General features: G+C 45.6%; 18 protein-coding genes, 5 tRNA genes and 1 pseudogene. 21 read left to right on the top strand and 3 right to left on the bottom strand.

What is annotated here, in order from left to right:
* Window positions 1–151: 151 nt before the first annotated feature.
* From topA to DYD54_RS09095, 10 genes are all read left to right on the top strand, one after another.
* Window positions 152–2,788 (top strand): type I DNA topoisomerase, encoded by a 2,637-nt coding sequence (topA, locus tag DYD54_RS09135; RefSeq protein ID WP_063514627.1) that lies wholly within the window; start codon window positions 152–154, stop codon window positions 2,786–2,788.
* A gap of 190 nt (window positions 2,789–2,978) precedes the next feature.
* Window positions 2,979–4,562, top strand: a complete 1,584-nt coding sequence (locus DYD54_RS09130) for a peptide chain release factor 3 (RefSeq protein WP_063514626.1) — start codon at window positions 2,979–2,981, stop codon at window positions 4,560–4,562.
* Between the two features lie 19 nt (window positions 4,563–4,581).
* Window positions 4,582–5,079, top strand: coding sequence for a hypothetical protein (locus DYD54_RS09125; RefSeq protein ID WP_063514625.1), 498 nt, complete (start codon window positions 4,582–4,584; stop codon window positions 5,077–5,079).
* 60 nt (window positions 5,080–5,139) lie between these two features.
* Entirely contained in the window at window positions 5,140–5,277 is a 138-nt protein-coding gene (locus tag DYD54_RS11450) for a putative RNA methyltransferase (protein WP_157079194.1), read from the top strand.
* Between the two features lie 106 nt (window positions 5,278–5,383).
* The gene (locus DYD54_RS09120; RefSeq protein ID WP_063514624.1) at window positions 5,384–6,022 is read left to right on the top strand and encodes a DedA family protein; all 639 of its coding nucleotides are present in this window, start codon (window positions 5,384–5,386) and stop codon (window positions 6,020–6,022) included.
* Between the two features lie 12 nt (window positions 6,023–6,034).
* A complete protein-coding gene (locus tag DYD54_RS09115; protein WP_063514623.1) occupies window positions 6,035–6,850 on the top strand; it encodes a putative RNA methyltransferase in 816 nt (271 codons plus the stop codon).
* Window positions 6,851–6,983: 133 nt separating this feature from the next.
* Window positions 6,984–7,256 (top strand): hypothetical protein, encoded by a 273-nt coding sequence (locus DYD54_RS09110; protein ID WP_228703550.1) that lies wholly within the window; start codon window positions 6,984–6,986, stop codon window positions 7,254–7,256.
* 110 nt (window positions 7,257–7,366) lie between these two features.
* On the top strand, window positions 7,367–10,261 hold the full coding sequence (polA, locus tag DYD54_RS09105) for a DNA polymerase I (protein WP_063514621.1): 2,895 nt from the start codon (window positions 7,367–7,369) through the stop codon (window positions 10,259–10,261).
* Window positions 10,262–10,392: 131 nt separating this feature from the next.
* The gene (locus tag DYD54_RS09100) at window positions 10,393–10,806 is read left to right on the top strand and encodes an Ohr family peroxiredoxin (protein ID WP_036365737.1); all 414 of its coding nucleotides are present in this window, start codon (window positions 10,393–10,395) and stop codon (window positions 10,804–10,806) included.
* Between the two features lie 116 nt (window positions 10,807–10,922).
* Window positions 10,923–12,428, top strand: a complete 1,506-nt coding sequence (locus tag DYD54_RS09095) for an anthranilate synthase component I family protein (RefSeq protein ID WP_063514620.1) — start codon at window positions 10,923–10,925, stop codon at window positions 12,426–12,428.
* 81 nt (window positions 12,429–12,509) lie between these two features.
* Here DYD54_RS09095 and DYD54_RS11945 read toward each other — a convergent pair whose 3' ends face one another.
* From DYD54_RS11945 to DYD54_RS11825, 3 genes and pseudogenes are all read right to left on the bottom strand, one after another.
* Window positions 12,510–12,887, bottom strand: coding sequence for an alanine racemase C-terminal domain-containing protein (locus DYD54_RS11945; protein WP_370446614.1), 378 nt, complete (start codon window positions 12,885–12,887; stop codon window positions 12,510–12,512).
* 93 nt (window positions 12,888–12,980) lie between these two features.
* Window positions 12,981–13,558 (bottom strand): annotated as a pseudogene (locus tag DYD54_RS11940) (alanine racemase); the annotation flags it as partial.
* Window positions 13,504–13,716, bottom strand: coding sequence for a hypothetical protein (locus DYD54_RS11825; RefSeq protein WP_228703548.1), 213 nt, complete (start codon window positions 13,714–13,716; stop codon window positions 13,504–13,506). The gene DYD54_RS11825 and the pseudogene DYD54_RS11940, both read right to left, overlap by 55 nt.
* Before the next feature lie 267 nt (window positions 13,717–13,983).
* On the opposite strand from DYD54_RS11825, the gene DYD54_RS09085 reads away from it, so the two are divergent.
* The 11 genes from DYD54_RS09085 to rplA all read left to right on the top strand — a co-directional run bounded on the left by DYD54_RS09085 (window position 13,984) and on the right by rplA (window position 19,242).
* Window positions 13,984–14,059: transfer RNA gene (locus tag DYD54_RS09085), tRNA-Thr, on the top strand.
* Window positions 14,060–14,141: 82 nt separating this feature from the next.
* Window positions 14,142–14,225, top strand: a tRNA-Tyr gene (locus DYD54_RS09080).
* Between the two features lie 29 nt (window positions 14,226–14,254).
* Window positions 14,255–14,328, top strand: a tRNA-Gly gene (locus DYD54_RS09075).
* A 12-nt stretch (window positions 14,329–14,340) separates the two neighbouring features.
* Window positions 14,341–14,415: transfer RNA gene (locus tag DYD54_RS09070), tRNA-Thr, on the top strand.
* A gap of 263 nt (window positions 14,416–14,678) precedes the next feature.
* Window positions 14,679–15,164, top strand: coding sequence for a DUF411 domain-containing protein (locus DYD54_RS09065; protein ID WP_167541398.1), 486 nt, complete (start codon window positions 14,679–14,681; stop codon window positions 15,162–15,164).
* A 259-nt stretch (window positions 15,165–15,423) separates the two neighbouring features.
* Entirely contained in the window at window positions 15,424–16,614 is a 1,191-nt protein-coding gene (gene tuf / locus DYD54_RS09060) for an elongation factor Tu (RefSeq protein WP_063514600.1), read from the top strand.
* A gap of 201 nt (window positions 16,615–16,815) precedes the next feature.
* Window positions 16,816–16,891: transfer RNA gene (locus DYD54_RS09055), tRNA-Trp, on the top strand.
* 67 nt (window positions 16,892–16,958) lie between these two features.
* On the top strand, window positions 16,959–17,438 hold the full coding sequence (gene secE, locus DYD54_RS09050; protein ID WP_063514619.1) for a preprotein translocase subunit SecE: 480 nt from the start codon (window positions 16,959–16,961) through the stop codon (window positions 17,436–17,438).
* A 13-nt stretch (window positions 17,439–17,451) separates the two neighbouring features.
* On the top strand, window positions 17,452–17,985 hold the full coding sequence (nusG, locus tag DYD54_RS09045; protein ID WP_063514618.1) for a transcription termination/antitermination protein NusG: 534 nt from the start codon (window positions 17,452–17,454) through the stop codon (window positions 17,983–17,985).
* Window positions 17,986–18,109: 124 nt separating this feature from the next.
* The gene (gene rplK, locus DYD54_RS09040; RefSeq protein WP_036364000.1) at window positions 18,110–18,541 is read left to right on the top strand and encodes a 50S ribosomal protein L11; all 432 of its coding nucleotides are present in this window, start codon (window positions 18,110–18,112) and stop codon (window positions 18,539–18,541) included.
* Window positions 18,541–19,242 carry a 50S ribosomal protein L1 gene (gene rplA / locus DYD54_RS09035; protein WP_046697142.1) on the top strand — a complete coding sequence of 234 codons (702 nt, stop codon included), beginning with the start codon at window positions 18,541–18,543 and terminating at the stop codon, window positions 19,240–19,242. The genes rplK and rplA overlap by 1 nt, the downstream gene beginning before the upstream one ends.
* Window positions 19,243–19,573: the final 331 nt, after the last annotated feature.

Below are 19,573 nucleotides of genomic sequence, written 5' to 3'. Positions count from 1 at the left end.
TGACATATTGACATACTTGTCAGAGTGTGGGTAGTGTGGTATTTTATAAATAGAAATATTTTTGTAACTCTTGGGATGATTCCAGTTTTGGACAAATTGGATAATTAATAAAGTAAATTAAACCGTTTTGAATCATTTTTAAGGCAGCTTCATGTCGACAACCAAATCCACCAAAAAAACTACCAAGTCCACCACGACTGCACCCAAGGCATCCGCCAAGGGTAAGTCGCTTGTTATCGTGGAGTCGCCTGCCAAAGCCAAGACGATTAATAAATACTTGGGTAATGACTATATCGTACGTTCTAGCGTGGGGCATGTGCGCGACCTACCTGTATCTGGCACAGACAAGACCAAGGCCAAAGCAGATGAGACGGGATTGTCCCGCGAAGAGAAAGCGCAGCGTGCGTTGGTTCGTCGCATGGGTGTGGATCCTGAGCATGACTGGGCGGCGGTGTATGAGATTTTGCCAAATAAAACCAAGGTCATCAAAGAACTAAAATCCCTAGCTAAAGACGCTGATATCATTTATCTGGCGACCGATTTGGACAGAGAGGGGGAGGCGATCGCTTGGCATCTAAAGGAAGTGATTGGCGGTAGTGATGATAAGTACAGCCGTGTGGTATTTAATGAAATCACCAAAACCGCTGTCCAAAAAGCATTTGAGCATCCCGACAAGCTAAACATCGATCGTGTCAATGCCCAGCAGGCGCGCCGATTCCTTGATCGTGTGGTGGGCTTTATGGTGTCGCCGCTACTGTGGGCAAAGGTCGCTCGTGGTCTGTCAGCAGGGCGCGTGCAGTCGGTGGCGACTCGTCTGGTGGTGGAGCGTGAGCGTGAGATTCGTGCCTTCGTGCCGGTGGAATATTGGGAGATTCACACCAATAACCAAGCCGCTGGAGAGGATCTGCGCCTAGAAGCCACCAAATATAAAGGCAAGACCTTAAAGCTTGGCAATAAAGACGATGCCGATGCCATCGTGAATGTCCTGTCTGATGCCAAATTCATCGTCTCTAGCATCGATGAGAAGCCTACGCAGTCTAGAGCGTCTGCACCTTTTATTACATCGACGTTGCAGCAAGCAGCAAGCACACGCTTGGGATTCTCAGTCAAAAAAACCATGATTCTGGCTCAAAGACTCTATGAAGCGGGCTTCATTACCTATATGCGTACCGACTCGACTTTCTTGAGCCAAGATGCGCTTGGTGCGGTGCGTGGCTACATTACGGATAATTTTGGCAATCAATACCTGCCAGAAAAGCCGAATTTCTATGGCAACAAACAAAACGCACAAGAGGCGCACGAAGCGATTCGTCCATCTAATGTTGCCATCAAATCAACCCAGCTGACAGCGATGGAGCGTGATGCTCAGCGCCTGTATGAGCTGATTTGGCGTCAGTTCGTGGCTTGCCAGATGACGCCTGCGCGCTATCGTTCGGTGAGCCTGATTGTTGATGCTAATGGTGTTGAACTTAAGGCGAAAGGGCGTACGCTCGTATTTGATGGCTATACTAAGGTTCAGCCACCTGCCAAGAGCGATGACGTACTACTGCCGAACGTACAAGTGGGCGAGCATCTACCACTGATTAACATTGAGCCGAGTCAGCATTTTACCAAGCCGCCTGCGCGCTATTCTGAGGCCAGTCTTGTCAAGGAGCTTGAAAGCCGTGGCATCGGACGACCATCAACCTATGCATCCATCATCTCCACCATCCAAGAACGTGGCTACGTTCGCCTAGAGAATAAGCGCCTATACGCTGAGAAGATGGGCGACATCGTGACGGAGCGCTTGATCGAGAGTTTCCCCGATCTGATGGATTATGCGTTTACCGCTGGGCTTGAAGATGAGCTTGACGAGGTGGCAGAAGGCCATCAAGATTGGAAGCGTGTGCTGGACAATTTCTACGGTGATTTTAAGGGTAAATTAGAAACCGCCAAAGGTAAAGGCGGCATGCGCCCGAACGACCCGACGAATGTGCCAGACATCCACTGTGATCTGTGCAGCCGTCCGATGCAGATTCGCATAGGCTCAACGGGCGTATTCTTGGGCTGTACTGGCTATAATCTACCGCCAAAAGAGCGCTGCAAAGGCACTAAGAACCTCATGCCGGCATCTGCTTTTGCCTTCGATGCGGACGATGACTCGGCAGAAGTTAATGCACTCATGGAGAAAAAACGCTGTCCAAAGTGCCACACAGCTATGGAGAGCTACATCGTCGATGGTGGTCTAAAGCTGCATATCTGTGGTAATAACCCAGACTGTGATGGCTATGAGCTAGAGCGCGGTGTGTTCGAGGTAGCAGGTACGGACAATCAAGACGCACCCACCATCGATTGCGATAAATGCGATGGCAAGATGACCTTAAAAACCGGTCGTTTCGGCGCGTACTTCGCCTGCGGCAGCTGTGACAACACGCGTAAGGTATTAAAAAACGGCGAAGCAGCACCGCCACGCATGACTGCCATCAGCATGCCAAATCTGCGCTCGCAGAAGTTCGATGATCATTATGTACTGCGTGAAGGAGCAGCAGGACTGTTCTTAGCAGCGTCCAAATTCCCCAAAGTGCGCGAAACGCGCCCGCCTAAGCTTGCTGAGCTGCGCCCCATCAAAGACCAGCTAGAACCGAAATTCGCCTATCTGTTCGAGGCGCCAGATGTCGATGATAAGGGCAACCCTACCATCTTAAGATGGTCTCGCAAGAATGCCGAGCAATATGTCGGCTCAGAAAAAGACGGCAAGGCGACACGTTTTGCCTTGGTGTGGCGAGATGGTAAATGGATTGAGGAGTGATCAAAACCCCAAAGAGTTGCTTTGGGGTTTTGCTATATTTATTCTGCATAAGCCAATCTCGTTGAATTAGGAAACACCCAGTAGCGATATTAGGAATCCTCTTGCTTTAGCAAGGGGAGGAGGTCAAGGCTGTATTTGCCAATGTAAAACATGATATAATTAGCCATTTTTTAATTAACGATCAGACATCATGAGCCAATTATCCCAAGAAATCAACCAACGCCGTACATTCGCCATTATCTCGCACCCTGACGCAGGTAAAACCACCATGACCGAAAAGCTCCTACTGTGGGGCAAGGCAATCCAAGTCGCAGGCGAGGTGCGTGGACGTAAAGCCGACCGCCATGCGACATCCGACTGGATGAGCATGGAGCAAGAGCGTGGTATCTCTATCACGACATCGGTCATGCAATTTCCCTATAAAAATCATGTGGTTAATCTACTAGATACCCCTGGACACGCTGACTTTTCAGAAGACACTTACCGCACGCTGACCGCTGTGGACTCTGCTCTTATGGTTATTGACGGAGCCAAAGGCGTGGAAGAGCGGACGATTAAGCTCATGGAAGTGTGCCGTATGCGTGATACGCCCATTATTTCATTTGTTAATAAACTTGACCGTGAAATCCAAAATCCGCTTGCCCTGCTTGATGAGATTGAAAGCGTCCTAAAAATCAAATGCGTGCCATTTGCTTATCCGATTGGCATGGGGCAGGATTTTGTGGGCGTGTATAGTTTTGTGGACAACAAGACTTACTTTTATAAAAAAGGCTTTGGCTCACAAATCACGGATATCGAGAGCCGAGACGGTTACGACCATGCCGACATCAAGGACAGGCTTGGGCAGATTTTATGGGACGAGTTTATGGACAACATTGAACTTGCCCAAATGGCGTATGAAGACTGGGACGTGGACGAGTTTTTGGCAGGGCGACAAACGCCTGTTTTGTTCGGTACGGCGTTGGGTAACTTTGGTGTAAACATGATTTTGGACGTGCTGACCCAATACGCTCCACCCCCAAAAGATCATGTGGCGGTAGAACGCACCGTCAAAGCGGACGAGCCTGCCTTTACGGGCTTTGTCTTTAAAATCCAAGCCAACATGGACCCCAAGCACCGAGACCGTGTCGCCTTTATGCGTGTGTGTTCGGGCAAATACGAGCGTGGCATGAAAATGAACCATGTGCGTATCGGAAAAGAAGTGCGAGTGTCGGACGCACTCATGTTCCTAGCGGGCGACCGTGAAGCATTGGACGAAGCGTACGCTGGCGACATCATCGGCTTGCACAATCACGGCACAATCCAGATTGGCGATAGCTTTACCAGTGGTGAGACCTTAAACTTTACAGGCATTCCGCACTTCGCCCCAGAATTATTCCGCCGTGTGGTACTAAAAGACCCGATGAAATCCAAGCAATTACAAAAGGGCTTACAACAACTCTCCGAAGAAGGAGCAACGCAAGTATTTATGCCCCAAATCAATAACGACCTGATTTTGGGGGCGGTGGGCGTGCTACAATTTGAAGTGGTGGCACATCGCCTGCTAGAAGAATATAAGGTACAATGCACCTTTGAGCCGATTAGTATCGCCACCGTGCGTTGGGTGCATTGTGATGATAAAGCTGCCTTTGAAAAATTTAAGAAAAAAGCCCACGACCAACTCTCGGTGGACGGTGGTGGGTATCTGACCTACCTTGCCCCAAGCCGTGTCAATCTGCAACTTATGCAAGAGCGGTATCCTGAGGTGGAGTTTCGGGCGACTAGGGAGCATTGATTTTTTTAAGTTGGGTAGCATGAAAGGCAACAAAGAAATGTTTGGCAGCATTTTTATTGGTATTGTTGGTATTTTGGTGCTATCCGTTGTGATTTATGACAGGATAGACCAATTTAAAAACCCTGAATTTCATGCCCCAATAACATTGGATTATGATAAAAAGCAAGCTGAATTGCAACAAATCTTGGACGCCATTACTATCGGCTTACCCCCATTTGATAAACGAGATGACCATAAAAAAACCAGTGCTCAATCCATTTCTATTACCTACCATTATCATAATCCAAAAGCAGGCGATATTGAGACCTTATTGGCAAATATTCAAAAAATTGCCGATGATGTTGAATTATCAGAACATGATACCGCCAAGCATTCTTTTTATAGACGGCTTTGCGTAGGTGAAAATGCAATATCAGTAGGTGATTATAATTTTGATGATTTATATCATGTGCGTTTATATGTTAGTTTTTATAAATATGATGATTGTCGGCGACTGGTCTATAAAAATAAGTATTAGCATGGGTATTTTTTCAAATTCATGATATAGTGTGCCTTTTATTTTTAAGCAAAGAAATCTATGCTCATCTGCCCCATCTGCCACACCGACCTAACCCTGCACGGTAAAACCTATACCTGCCACAACCGCCACAGCTATGATTTAAGCAAAGACGGCTACATCAATCCTCACGTGGTTCAGCAAAAAGCATGCCTTTGACACAGTTCCGCAGATGACTTTTGGTCAGTAAGTTGCCCAATTCAACTATTTATTCTCCATTAATCCATGATAAAATAGGCGCTCATTATTTAGCTTAGAGTTGATTGTGGATTTTATTTTAGGCATCGTTGATTTTATCTTGCATATTGGCGATCATCTTCAGGAATTGGTGGATAATCACGGAAAGTGGATTTACGCCATTTTATTTGTCATTGTCTTTTGTGAGACAGGGCTGGTGGTTGCGCCGTTTTTGCCGGGTGATTCAATGCTGTTTGCGGCAGGGGCGATTGCAGCTGTCGGCGAGATGAATGTTTGGCTGTTGATGTTGCTACTGATCATCGCTGCGATTATTGGTGATTTTGTGAATTTTGAGATTGGTAAGCACTTTGGCAGACGTCTGTTCTCAAGTCCTGATTCTAAGATCTTCAAACAAGCCTATCTACACAAGACCCAAAGCTACTACGCCAAATATGGCGGTCGCACGATCATCATCGCAAGATTTGTGCCGATCGTGCGTACATTTGCGCCGTTCGTTGGCGGAATGGGGAACATGCCGTATAGGGACTTCGCCAGATATAATGTGATTGGGGCGATTCTGTGGGTGGTGTCGTTTACCATGCTTGGGTATTTTTTTGGGCAATTGCCATTTGTCAAAAAATACTTCACTTTCTTTATGATTGGCATCATTGTGCTGTCAGTGGTTCCGATGATCATCGAAATCATTCGCCATCGAAAAATAAAATAACATCAAACACTTATGCTAACTTGCCCCATTTGCTATACCGATCTGATCTTAGATGGTAGAACTTACAGCTGTCAGAATCGACATAGCTACGATGTCGCCAAAGATGGCTACGTCAATCTGCATGTCGTTCAGCACAAGAACAGCCGCAGTGCGGGCGATACGGCTGTCTCGGTTCAGGCTCGCAAGCGTTTCTTAGCCAATGGATTCTATGCACCATTACGCGATAAAATCGGTCAAGTTGTCAGCGAGATCTCCCCAAAAACCATGTTGGATGTCGGCTGCGGCGAAGGCTATTACACGAGTGTTCTGGCAGAGCAGGGCGCACAAGTCATCGGCCTAGACATCGCTAAGACCGCCATCATCACTGCGTCAAAAACTTACAAAAATCAGGATGTTAACAAGAACATCACTTGGGTGGTGGGTACAGGTTCGGTGTTGCCTGTGGCAGATGACAGTGTGGATGTGTGCACGAGCTTTTTTAGCCCGTTGCCAAAAAAAGAACTGTTAAGAGTGTTGAAATCTGGCGGTCATCTCCTGATGGCGACACCTGCACCACAGCACCTATATGCCATGCGCGAAAGACTGTTTGATACGGTAAATCCGCACCAGCCGACCAAGTTCATCGATGAGCTTGCGCCAGAATTCAAACTGGTGGATGAATGGCAAATCGACAATCCGATGGTTCTGGATAATCAAAGTTTGATTGATCTGATTGACATGACCCCTTACACTTATAAAACCAAGCTTGATAAGAAGACAGCATTAAAGCGTGAGTCAAGTTTTGAGGCGGTGGCGTCTTTTTGTTTGTATCTTTTGAAGGCTGATTAATTTTATAATTTGTTACATATTCCAAAAATTTACGTTATATTGTCTTTGTATAATACTTTACAATTTTTAGGGTATTATTTTTTGTTCTATTTGTAGGTTGGTGCTATGAAAACTTGTATTGCGCCGATTGCTCTTGCCATGCCTTTTTTTATCTGCCTGTGTTGCGCCCATTGATGCACCAAATACAGGGGCGGTTGTCGTGCCTGTACCTGTTGGCGTGCCTGTGCTTGTCAAAGAAAATAAAGACAGTGTTCATGTCTGCAAAGTCAAAGCCTTTACCGAAACTTACCGCGCCGAAAACACCAGTCGTGGCAAGGCTCGCCTAGATGTACTCAAACAATGCCAAGCCAAGCACCATGAAATGTTTTGCCGTGATGAAGACGTGGAATGCACCGAATATGACTAAACGGTAAACCTAAGCCCTGAGCATCAGGGCTTTTTTATGGGGAAATTTTCCTAATTTTACTTTTTTGGGTATAATAGTTCAAATTTTATATCAAAAAAGTTATTAAAATCATGACCTACACCGACATCCCCAACCTTGCCACTTTTGACACGTCCACCATTGATAAATCCAAACCACCTGTCATTCTCGTGGACGGCTCGTATTATCTGTTTCGCTGTTTTCACGGCTTGCCTCCTTTATCCAACCAAGACGGCTTGCCCACCAATGCCACTCGTGGCGTGCTAAATGCCTTGGGCAAGCTCATCAAAAAATACAAGCCTACCCACATGGCGGTCGCTTTTGATACCAAAGCCCCCACCTTTCGCCACGAATTATCGGACGCTTATAAGGCTCACCGTCCGCCGATGGACGATGATTTGCGAGTGCAGATTCCGTATATTCATGAGATGATTGAAAAATTAGGCATTTCCCTCATCAAAATTGACGGTTTTGAAGCGGACGACATCATCGGCACGCTTGCCCGTAACGCCTGTATGCAAGGCTACCCTGTTGTCATCTCCACAGGCGACAAGGACATGGCACAGCTGGTTAATGACTGTGTGATTTTGGAAGACAGTTTTAAGGACAAAATCACGGACGTACAGGGCGTATTTGACAAATTTGGCGTACACAACACCCAAATCGCCGATTATCTCACGCTCATGGGCGACTCATCGGATGGTATTGCAGGCATTCCTAAGGTTGGGGCGAAGACGGCAAGCAAGCTACTTACCGAATATGGAGACATTGACGGCATTTTGGCAAATTTGGCAAACATTAAGGGGATGGTTGGGCAAAAAATATACGAACATCAAGGCGAAATCCCTCTAAATCGCACCCTTGCCACGATTGTTACCAATCTAGAACTGCCGATTTCATTTGACGAATTAAAATTGGACAACAATAAAGAGACACAAATAAAACGTGCCAAAGCATTATATGAGTTATTTAAGACATTAGAATTTAAAAAAGAAATGGCAGAGCAGTTAGCGTTATTAAAAATGGCGGAGTTGCCTGTTACTGATGATTTATTTAATAATGACAATGCCGATAATGAATTAGACAATCCTTTTGATGATAATTTGCCCGATAACAGCGATGAATTAACCGTTAAACCCTTACCCATTAAACAAGGTACTTATAAAACCATAAATAGCCTTGATGAATTTCATAAGCTTATTGATAAATTAAAGAGTGTGCCTTATTTTGCCATTGATACCGAGACGACCAGCATTGATTGGCAAAAGGCAGAGTTGGTTGGGGTATCTATCGCCACCGCTACTTATGAAGGCTATTATATCCCTGTGGGGCATACGGGCGATTTTGATATTTTGCTTGATAATCAATTAGATAGGGACTTTGTTTTAAATGAGTTAAAACCCATTTTAGAAAATCAGAGTATCGGCAAAATCGGACAGCACATTAAATACGACAGTCATGTTTTTAAAAAATATGGCATTGAGCTAAATAATTGGCATATGGATACCATGTTAGCCAGTTATGTCATCAATGGCGTGGCGACACGGCATAACATGGACGATTTGGCACGACACTATCTGGGCGTAAATACCACCACCTTTGAAGACGTGGCAGGTAAAGGAGCAAAACAGCTTAGCTTTGATAAAGTGGACATGGATAAGGCGAGCGATTATGCGTGTGAAGATGCGGACATTACTTATCGCTTGTTTAGTGTGTTTGATGACTATTTGCAAAAAGATACCAATGCCAATAGCCTTTTGCATAAATTAGAAATCCCCACCGCCCAAATCTTAGCCCAAATGGAGCATGACGGCATTTTGATAAAGACCGAATTTTTGGGTAAATTGTCGCTTGCTTTTGACAATCAAATCAGTCAATTAGAACAAAAGGCGTTTGAGCTGGCAGGCGAGAGCTTTAACGTGGCAAGCCCCAAACAGCTTGGCGAGATTTTGTTTGATAAATTAGGCATATCAGGCGGTAAAAAAACCAAAACAGGGCAATATTCCACGTCTGAGGCGACCCTTGCCAAGATTGACCACCCGCTTGTGGACGTGGTGCTAGAACACAGAAGTCTGTCCAAGCTCAAAAGCACCTATACGGACGCTCTTGCCAAAGTTGCCGACAAACAGGGGCGAGTGCATACCAGCTACCACCAAGCCTTGACGAGTACAGGGCGACTGTCGTCATCAGACTCCAACCTACAAAATATCCCCATTCGCACCGACACAGGGCGACTCATTCGTGAAGCCTTTATCGCACCGACAGGGCGTGTGATTATGGCGGCGGATTATTCGCAGATTGAGCTGCGGCTCATGGCTCATTTTAGTGGCGATGAGAGTTTGATTAATGCCTTTAAAAACAACCTAGACATTCACACCGCCACCGCTGCCGAGATTATGGGTAAGGAGCTATCAGACGTAACGCCAAACGAGAGACGTTCAGCAAAGGCGGTGAATTTTGGGCTACTATACGGCATGGGTGTGTTTGGGCTTGCCAAACAATTGGGCGTAGAAAATGGCGTGGCAAAGGACTACATCAAGCGGTATTTTGCCCGCTATCCTGCCATACATGACTACATGGAAAATACCAAAAGTTACGCCAAATCAACAGGCTATGTTACCACCATTTTAGGACGTAAGCTCTACGCTCCCGACATCAATTCATCAAACGCCATGATAAGACAAGGGGCGGAGCGGGCAAGCATTAACGCCCCACTACAAGGCTCTGCCGCCGAAATCATCAAACTTGCCATGATAGCCGTGGATAAAATCCTACCCAAAGACCATGCCAAACTTTTGCTACAAGTGCATGATGAATTGGTATTTGAAGTTGATAGCGATAAGGCGGACGAGATAGGCGAGCTTATCAAAACTGCCATGCAAAACGTACTGACCGATACCGCCAAAAGCTTAGGCTGGGACGTGGAATTTGCTGTGCCACTTGTTGTGGAGATTGGTGTGGGGGAGAATTGGGAGAAGGCTCATTGATAGATCAATGGTGGCTGTCTGCTTTGTGGTAGTCGTGTAAAGGCGCGGGTGTTTTTCTTGAAATTGTCATATTTTATCTTTACAATGGAGTCAATAACGAGCACCTAAAAACACCCAAAAAGGAGAATGACATGGCTCAAATCTACTCAACCACCGCCACCGCCATTGGCGCCAGAAACGGTACCGCCAGTTTAAGCGATAACGCGACTACTTTTAATCTGGTGAGCCCCGGCTCAGGCAAAGATGGTGTCAACCCTGAACAGCTGTTTGCCGTAGGTTACGGGGCGTGTTTTGATGGCGCACTGGGATTGGTCAAAAAAGCAGAGGGCGCAAGCTTTGACAGTGAAGTACAAGTCACTATTAACTTAAGCAAAGAAGGCGATGATAATTTCTTTTTGTCGGGCAATATCCATGTCATCGCCAAAAACACCGACATCGATGCTGACACGCTTACTCGTATTGTCGAAAAAACGCACCACGTCTGCCCATATTCAAAAGCCGTGGCAGGCAATGTAGATATTACATTGTCATCAGAAATCCAATAGTTTTATTCGCCATCCTAAGCCTTGTCATTTGACAAGGCTTTTATTTTTATGGTGATATTACCATGCCATGTTACTTGTGATAAAATAAGAAAATTAACATAACAATTAGGAAAAACATGCTATCTTTATCCGATTTTTACACCCTTTCTGAGCAAGGCTATACCCACATTCCACTTATCAAAAAACGCCTAATGGACGATGCCACCCCTGTGTCGGTGTTTGCCAATCTGCGTAAATTTTTTGCGTCCGCTTATTTGTTTGAGTCGGTGGTGGGGGGCGAACGCTGGGCAAGATATTCCATGATTGGACTGGGTTCGGACATTACTATTCAGTATCATGACGACAAAGTGGTGGTAAAGGACACTCGCAAGGACGAGACGACCACGCACGACACCGACCCCTTTGATTTTATCCGCACCTTTATGGCGGAGTACAAAACCCCAAGCCAAGATGTCATGCCCGATTTGCCTGCATTTAGTGGCGGACTCGTGGGCTATTTTGGCTATGACATGATACGAGTGATTGAGCCGACTGTTGGTGTGTCAAACTCGCCCAATCCGTTGGCTCTGCCTGATATGTGGCTGACCCTATCATCGTCTGTCGTGGTATTTGACAACCTAGAACATACCCTATCTATCGTGGTCTATGCGGACGTACAAGCCAAAGACGGCTACAAAAAAGCGGTAAAACAGCTTGATATTATTGAGAATTTGCTGTCGCACAAGCCTGATTTGACCGTCAAAAAACAGCCCTTACCGCATTTTGTCTCGCAAACAGGGCAAAACAAATTCTGCACGGACGTAAACCGCATTAAGGAATACATCAAGGCAGGGGACGTCATGCAAGTTGTCCCTGCCCAACGCCTGTCGGGTGAGTACAGTGGCGACCCGCTCGCGGTGTATCGGGCGTTGAGATACCTAAATCCGTCTCCTTATCTGTTTCTCATTCAAGGCGAGCTTGCCAATGACGAACCGTTTCACATCGTGGGGGCGTCGCCTGAGATTCTCTCTCGCATTGAGACGGTGGGCGATGAGCGTAAAGTTACCGTGCGACCATTGGCAGGGACTCGCCGTCGTGGCGTGGACATGGCAGAAGATTTGGCACTAGAAGCCGAGCTACTCTCCGACCAAAAAGAAATCGCTGAACATCTGATGCTCATTGACTTAGGGCGTAATGACATCGGCAAGGTATGCGACATCGGCACGGTCAAGGTAACCGATAAGATGTTTATTGAACGCTACTCGCAAGTCATGCACATCGCAAGCAACGTAGAAGGCGTGGTGTCGGCTGATAAGGACGCTCTGGACGTGTTCTGTGCGACATTCCCAGCAGGTACGCTGTCGGGAGCTCCCAAAATCCGAGCCATGCAAATCATCGATGAGGTTGAGCCTGTTCGCCGTAGCGTGTTTGGTGGGGCGGTGGGCTATCTGGGCTGGGCGGGCAACATGGATGCCGCCATTGCTATTCGTACTGCTGTGTTAAAAGACGGACAAGTCCATATCCAAGCAGGGGCAGGCGTGGTGGCGGACTCCGACCCTGTGGCAGAGTGGGACGAAACCAACAAAAAAGCATTGGCAATCGTCAAGGCGGTGGAAATGGCATGCGAAGGCCTTTCTGTATAACATAATTCTTGGTAAACAAAATCCCACACAAGGTGGGATTTTTACTTTCTGAATTATTTGAATCAATCAGCTTTGATAAATCTAGGATTTGAATTGCCCCCAAATCATGTATAGATCCGCCAGTAGAGCATCATTGATTTCCTCAATTTCAGCTTGGCTAATTCTATCCTCGCCTTGCGAGCCGTAGATGACCACTTCATCGCCGATTTTGACATCGTTAACGTAGTCGGTTACGTCCACCATGGTTGTGTTCATTGACACTTTGCTTAGTACGTTGGCACGTTTGCCGCCAATGAGTACCACGCCTTTGTTGGTGAAGGCACGACGATAACCGTCCGAGTAACCAAAGGGCAGGTTCACCAAATAAGAATGACGGGTAAGCGCGTGCGTACCATCATAACCGACTTTTGTGCCGGCTTTATAAAATTGCACGCTGGCAACTTTGGCCTTAAAGCTCATGATGGGCTTGTAAGCAGGCTTGGCATCGATTGTATCGCCGTAGATAAGACCGCCAGGACGCACCATGTCAAGATGGCTTTCAGGTACAGCAATGGTGGCGAATGAATTGGCGGTGTGTAAGGTGAGTTTGCTACGATCTAGCTTAGTGTTTTTGATACGCCACGAGCTTTGTTCTTTAAACAGCGCCAAACGCTCACGAACATAATCCTCATCTTCCACAGCATAGTGTGTCATGATGGCAACGACATCAAGCCCTTTTAATTTGGTGATTGCCACCGCGTCTTTTTGACCTTGCTTATGGGCTGGGTCAATGCCGTTTCTGTCCATGCCGCCTGAATTTAAGGCAAGGTGCACCTTAATGTTTTTGCCGTGTTCTTGCGCCAGTTTGTCAAGTGCTGTGGCATGTGTTAAGTCACCAACCAACTCCTCGATGTTATAATCAAGTCCTGACTGAACTTCCTCTACACTGACTAAGCGTACACGGGCGATTTTACTTGATAGCCATGAGCTCGGACAACTTTTGTCTCTTCGTTGCTGGCGATGCCAACACAAGGCACACCTAATTTGATGATGCTAGGCATAAGCAGGTCAATACCATTACCATAGGCGTCTGCTTTCATGATGGCGCAAATCTGGCTCTTGTCGCCAAGCTGTTGCTGAAGGCGTGTAATGTTGTCTTCAAAAGCTTTGACATCAATTTCAAGCCATGCTTGGCGTGATTGCGCTGCGCAATACTGTAGTCACCATTGACTTGTAAGATGGGTGCAGAATGAGCGGTGCTTGCCAGACCCAGTCTGAGCAATACTGCCAAGGCAAGGGGTTTTCTCATGATGAATCCTTAATGAAAGTATTTAGGTTAGCTATAAAAAGCGATTATTTATAACACGATTTTTTACCTTTGCTAATAACCATAACATATGATAAATAGAGCAGGGTGTTCAATAAAAGCTAGAAATTTGATGATGGCCAGGGTAATAGAATATATAAAAATAAAATGATAAAAATCAGTTATTTATATAAAAATTTAAAAATTAATAAAAAAATAACTTGCACAATCTGAAATCTATGTTATTATACGCACCACTTAGGAAATACCGCCGGCTTAGCTCAGTTGGTAGAGCAACTGACTTGTAATCAGTAGGTCGCCAGTTCGATTCCGGCAGCCGGCACCACTCCTAAGAAATCTTTCAGGTCAAGCTCTTTTATCGGGCTTAATCTTTTAAAAGACCAGTAAAAGATACACCTGTACCAATTGGTGGGGTTGGGGAGCGGTCAAACCCAACAGACTGTAACTCTGTCGCGAAAGCTTCGAAGGTTCGAATCCTTCCCCCACCACCATTATTTCCCTACCTTATTTTTACTACCCTGCGGGTGTAGTTTAGTGGTAGAACCTCAGCCTTCCAAGCTGATGGTGCGGGTTCGATTCCCGCCACCCGCTCCATATATCAGTTTCGCTCTTATAGCTCAGCGGTAGAGCACTCCCTTGGTAAGGGAGAGGTCTCGAGTTCAATTCTCGATAAGAGCTCCATATTCATACCCCTTGAAGTCAATGGCTTCAAGGGGTTTTTGTTTTCTTTGGGTCATTTTAGCAAAAAAATTCGTTGCATTTTGTGCATTTTGAATGAAAAATGTGTACAATACTCAAAAAAGCCCAGCAAGATTGTTCATAGAGCCAAAAGCCGCCTTTAAATGCGAACGGCTGGTAAAGCACAGAGAGGCGACAGATTGTAGCACTGCGTCTGAATGGGGCTTATCAAATTTTTGGGTTGTCTTTATTTTAGGAGTGTGTTCATGCAACGATTTGGCATCAATGTAAAAGCAGTGGCTGTGATTGGCATCGGGATGGCGGTTTTGATGTCTGTGTTATTGACAGGATTGTTCACCACCAGAGCATCTCACGCCACGACAGTAGAAGTTTGGAAAGACCCCAGCTGCGGCTGCTGTAATGAGTGGATTAAGCACATGCAAAATCATGGTTTTGTGATTAAGGCTCACAACACGGGTAACCAAAAAAAGCAGCAAGAACAAGGCATCGCTCCTCACCATCGCTCATGCCACACGGCACTTGTGGATGGTTATGCGATTGAAGGTCATGTGCCTGCCGAGGACATCAATCGACTGCTTGACATAAAAGCAGATGCGGTGGGTCTGTCGGTGCCAGGCATGGTGGTTGGCTCACCTGGTATGGACGGTGCTGCGTATCGAGGAGTCAAGCACCCATATGATGTGCTGTTGCTGGGTCGTGATGGCAGCCATAGCGTCTTTTCATCTCATTAAAAATCTAGGCTTGGTTTTTCTTAAAATCTTGGTCTTGTTAGAAAGCCGTCTGTTTGGTGAGACGGCTTTTGATTTTTGAGTTGATTGTATTTTAGAGGGTTTTATGCATGGACGCTGAGCGTGTTTTTGGGCGTGGCGTTCGTTGACAGTGTGAATTGTGTCTTGATAATTAGTATTTGAAAGTGTGGTTTAGTGTGTTATAATGAACGATACTATGGGTTTATCCCATAGGTGAATTTTCTAACAAGAGGACATACCCATGGCCAAAGCCAAGTTCGAACGTAACAAACCACACGTAAACGTTGGTACCATCGGTCACGTTGACCACGGCAAAACCACATTGACTGCTGCCATCGCAACTGTTGCTGCTAAGCACCACGGCGGTGAAGCAAAGGACTACGCTGCAATTGACTCAGCACCAGAAGAAAAAGCACGTGGTATTACCATTAATACCTCTCACATCGAGTATGACACTGAAGCACGTCACTACGCGCACGTAGACTGCCCAGGCCACGCCGACTATGTTAAAAACATGATTACTGGTGCGGCACAGATGGACGGCGCTATCCTAGTTGTAGCAGCTACTGACGGCCCAATGCCACAAACTCGTGAGCACATCCTTCTATCTCGTCAGGTTGGCGTACCTTACATCATGGTATTCATGAACAAGTGCGACCTAGTAGATGATGAAGAACTACTAGAGCTAGTAGAAATGGAAGTGCGTGAACTTCTATCTGACTACGACTTCCCTGGTGATGACACTCCTATCATCAAAGGTTCTGCACTACTAGGTCTAAATGGCGACCAAGGTCAATATGGCGAGCCAGCTATCCTAGAGCTACTAAGCACTCTAGATAGCTACATCCCTGAGCCAGAGCGTGACATCGATCGTCCATTCCTAATGCCAATCGAAGACGTATTCTCAATCTCTGGTCGTGGTACTGTTGTAACTGGCCGTGTTGAGTCTGGTATCATCAAAGTTGGTGACGAAGTTGAAATCGTTGGTATCAAAGACACTGCTAAGACTACCTGTACTGGTGTTGAGATGTTCCGTAAGCTTCTAGACGAAGGCCGTGCTGGTGAGAACTGTGGTATTCTACTACGTGGTACTAAGCGTGAAGAAGTTCAACGTGGTCAAGTACTTGCTAAGCCAGGTTCAATCACTCCGCACACCCAATTTGACGCAGAAGTATACGTACTGTCAAAAGAAGAAGGTGGTCGTCACACGCCATTCCTAAACGGCTATCGTCCACAGTTCTACTTCCGTACTACTGACGTAACTGGTGCCATCACTCTACAAGAAGGTACTGAAATGGTTATGCCTGGTGACAACGTTGAGATGAGCGTTGAGCTTATCCACCCAATCGCCATGGACAAAGGTCTACGCTTCGCGATCCGTGAAGGTGGCCGTACCGTAGGTGCTGGTGTTGTTGCTAACGTTAAGAACTAATCTAATAAGATTGTCTTAACAGCAAACAAGCCAAACGACTTACCAAAGTCAAAACCCCCTGCCAGAGATGGTGGGGGGTTTGTGGTTTGGGGAATTTTTCAATTAATGCTCATCGACGGGATCGATAAAAAGTTTGTGATTTAAGATAAAAATGCTTGTATTTAAAAAAATATTTGCTATAATAGCAGTCCTTAACTCCTTAGGCGATTGGCTCAATTGGTAGAGCATCGGTCTCCAAAACCGAGGGTTGGGGGTTCGAGTCCCTCATCGCCTGCCATCTTATATTTTCCATACCATTCTTTTAATTTTATAAAAAAATTGGTCACTCCAAGGCAAATTCCTGCATGAGCGATAATAAAGATAATTTTGATACCCAAGCTGAAACTGTGGCGTCAAATGGTCCAGCTCAGCAAAAACAGTCTGTCACCATCTCTAAAGAAAACGTTGTTGAGGTTGCTAAAAGACGCTCAGCCAAAGACTATATTCTGTGGCTATTGGCAATTGTTTCTTTAATTAGTGCTACCTTGGTGACGGAATATCTGCCAAGATATTGGGCGGAAGGTAATAATGTTTGGGTGCAGCTGGGTATTACAGTTGCTTTGGTTGTTTTTGCTATTATTTGTCTGGTATTTACCAATCAAGGTCGCGCCTTTAAGACGCTATTAAAAGACGCGGGCATCGAATTGCGCCGTGTGACTTGGCCAAGCAAAGATGAGACTTTCCGTTATACATGGCAAGTGATTTTGGCGATGATTATTATTGGTTTTATCATCTGGTTGCTTGACAATATTTTTAATAAGATTATTGGTTTTATTTTAAATTAATTCATGGGGTGATGTGATGCGTTGGTATATTATCCAAGCATTTTCTGGTTACGAAAAACAAGTTCAGCGCTCACTAATCGAGCGTATTAAGCGCAGTGAATTTACTGATTCTTTTGGTGATGTTTTGGTGCCAACCGAAGAAGTCATTGAAATGCGCGAAGGTAAAAAACGCACTGTTGAACATAAATTATTCCCTGGCTATGTCCTAATTAACATGGACATGAATGAGGATACTTGGCACATCGTAAGAAGCTGCCCGAACATCACAGGATTTATCGGGGGCACGCCGGAGCATCCAGCGCCAATCACTCAAGTTGAAGCAGATCGTATTCTGAATCGTATTCAAAAAGGCAGCGATGCACCTCGTCCTAAGACAATGTTTGAGCCGGGTGAGGAAGTGCTTGTGATTGACGGTCCATTTACTGATTTTAAAGGACTTGTCAAGAAAGTAGATTATGACAAATCCAAGCTGCACTTAACTGTTAGTGTGTTCAATCGCCCAACTGAAGTTGAGCTTGAATTCACGAAAGTTGAAAAAATCGTATAATCTTGCTATAATAGATTTTTTGGCTCTGAGCGTTGCTCGGGGCTTTTCGTCGAATTAGATAATCTAATTCATAACCTTGGGGAGCTAATTTTTAGCGTTACTACCCACCATTGGAGTATATTTCATGGCAAAGAAGATTGATGGCTACATCAAGCTACAAGTGCCTGCTGGTAAGGCAAACCCATCACCACCAATTGGTCCAGCATTGGGTCAAAAAGGTGTTAATATCATGGCGTTCTGTAAAGAGTTCAACGCAGCATCTGCTAACTTTGAACCAGGCTTGCCAATTCCAGTTGTAATCACCGTTTTTAACGATAAGTCTTTCACTTTCGTAATGAAGTCGCCACCTGCGGCAGTTCTACTACGTAAAGCAGCTGGTGTTGCTAAAGGTTCAAGTGTACCTAACAAAGATAAAGTTGGTACTGTGACTCGTGCGCAACTAGAAGAAATCGTAAAAACTAAAGAGGCAGATCTGACCGCTGCTGAACTTGAAGCTGCAATCCGTACCATCGCAGGTACTGCACGCTCAATGGGTCTAAATGTGGAGGGTGTGTAATGGCTAAGCTAACTAAGCGTCAAAAGCTAATCAACGAGAAAGTTGATGGCAACAAACTATACACCATCGAAGAAGCGGTTGCGATTCTAAACGATTTGCCAGCGGCTAAATTCAAAGAGTCTATCGACATCGCGATCAACCTAGGCATTGACCCGCGTAAATCTGATCAAGTAGTTCGTGGCGCAACCAACCTACCTGCAGGTACTGGCAAAACTAAGCGTGTTGCTGTATTCGCTCAAGGCGCTGCTGCTGACGCTGCTAAAGAAGCTGGTGCGGATGTTGTAGGCTTTGAAGATCTGGCTGACAGCATCAAAGCTGGCAACCTTGACTTTGACGTAGTAATCGCTTCTCCAGATGCGATGCGCGTTGTTGGTCAACTGGGTACCATCCTAGGTCCACGTGGTCTTATGCCAAACCCTAAAGTTGGTACAGTAACTGCTGATGTAGCGACTGCTGTTAAAAACACCAAAGCAGGTCAGGCTCAGTACCGTGTAGACAAAGCTGGTATCATCCACGCTTCTATCGGTCAAGTAGGCTTTACTGGCGAGCAAATCGAACAAAACGCCACTGCGTTGTTGAACGATCTTAAACGTGCTAAGCCAGCTACCTCTAAAGGTATCTACATCAAGAAGATTACTTTGTCTAGCACCATGGGCCCTGGTATCGCAATCGATCCAGTTCCACACCGTGCGAACAAATAATCCTGCCTAATTTATGAGCGTGAAATACACAAACCTAAGAAAAACGTAGATTTTACTTGATTTGTCGTATTTTTCGCTTATAATAGCGCATTTATCAATGAATTTCCCCGTATTTAAGTTTATTGGTAAACAGAATTGATTAGTTCAGCACAGCGGGTTGTGCTGTCTAAGACCGTAGGTGTCATTGATTGTTCTCAAACAATGACATAATCGATGAATAAAATCATCAGCCTACGCAGACGGTAAGACGACAAGTCACCGTATTTGGTGCAGATCACTTTGTGATTTGTGAAATTTGCTTATTATTTGCAGTTGCAGATAATAAATATGG

This window comes from Moraxella ovis (genome assembly GCF_900453105.1).
GTDB classification, from domain to species: domain Bacteria; phylum Pseudomonadota; class Gammaproteobacteria; order Pseudomonadales; family Moraxellaceae; genus Moraxella; species Moraxella ovis.
This window is presented reverse-complemented; position numbering and strand designations above follow the sequence as displayed.

Coding starts and splice junctions, on each gene's coding strand:
- DYD54_RS11945 (WP_370446614.1), bottom strand. CDS start 12,887: ATGAGCTTTAAGGCCAAAGTTGCCAGCGTGCAATTTTATAAAGCCGGC.
- DYD54_RS09095 (WP_063514620.1), top strand. CDS start 10,923: ATGCTATCTTTATCCGATTTTTACACCCTTTCTGAGCAAGGCTATACC.
- topA (WP_063514627.1), top strand. CDS start 152: ATGTCGACAACCAAATCCACCAAAAAAACTACCAAGTCCACCACGACT.
- DYD54_RS09130 (WP_063514626.1), top strand. CDS start 2,979: ATGAGCCAATTATCCCAAGAAATCAACCAACGCCGTACATTCGCCATT.
- secE (WP_063514619.1), top strand. CDS start 16,959: ATGAGCGATAATAAAGATAATTTTGATACCCAAGCTGAAACTGTGGCG.
- DYD54_RS09115 (WP_063514623.1), top strand. CDS start 6,035: ATGCTAACTTGCCCCATTTGCTATACCGATCTGATCTTAGATGGTAGA.
- DYD54_RS11450 (WP_157079194.1), top strand. CDS start 5,140: ATGCTCATCTGCCCCATCTGCCACACCGACCTAACCCTGCACGGTAAA.
- rplK (WP_036364000.1), top strand. CDS start 18,110: ATGGCAAAGAAGATTGATGGCTACATCAAGCTACAAGTGCCTGCTGGT.
- tuf (WP_063514600.1), top strand. CDS start 15,424: ATGGCCAAAGCCAAGTTCGAACGTAACAAACCACACGTAAACGTTGGT.
- DYD54_RS09065 (WP_167541398.1), top strand. CDS start 14,679: ATGCAACGATTTGGCATCAATGTAAAAGCAGTGGCTGTGATTGGCATC.
- DYD54_RS09100 (WP_036365737.1), top strand. CDS start 10,393: ATGGCTCAAATCTACTCAACCACCGCCACCGCCATTGGCGCCAGAAAC.
- DYD54_RS11825 (WP_228703548.1), bottom strand. CDS start 13,716: ATGAGAAAACCCCTTGCCTTGGCAGTATTGCTCAGACTGGGTCTGGCA.
- DYD54_RS09125 (WP_063514625.1), top strand. CDS start 4,582: ATGAAAGGCAACAAAGAAATGTTTGGCAGCATTTTTATTGGTATTGTT.
- polA (WP_063514621.1), top strand. CDS start 7,367: ATGACCTACACCGACATCCCCAACCTTGCCACTTTTGACACGTCCACC.
- rplA (WP_046697142.1), top strand. CDS start 18,541: ATGGCTAAGCTAACTAAGCGTCAAAAGCTAATCAACGAGAAAGTTGAT.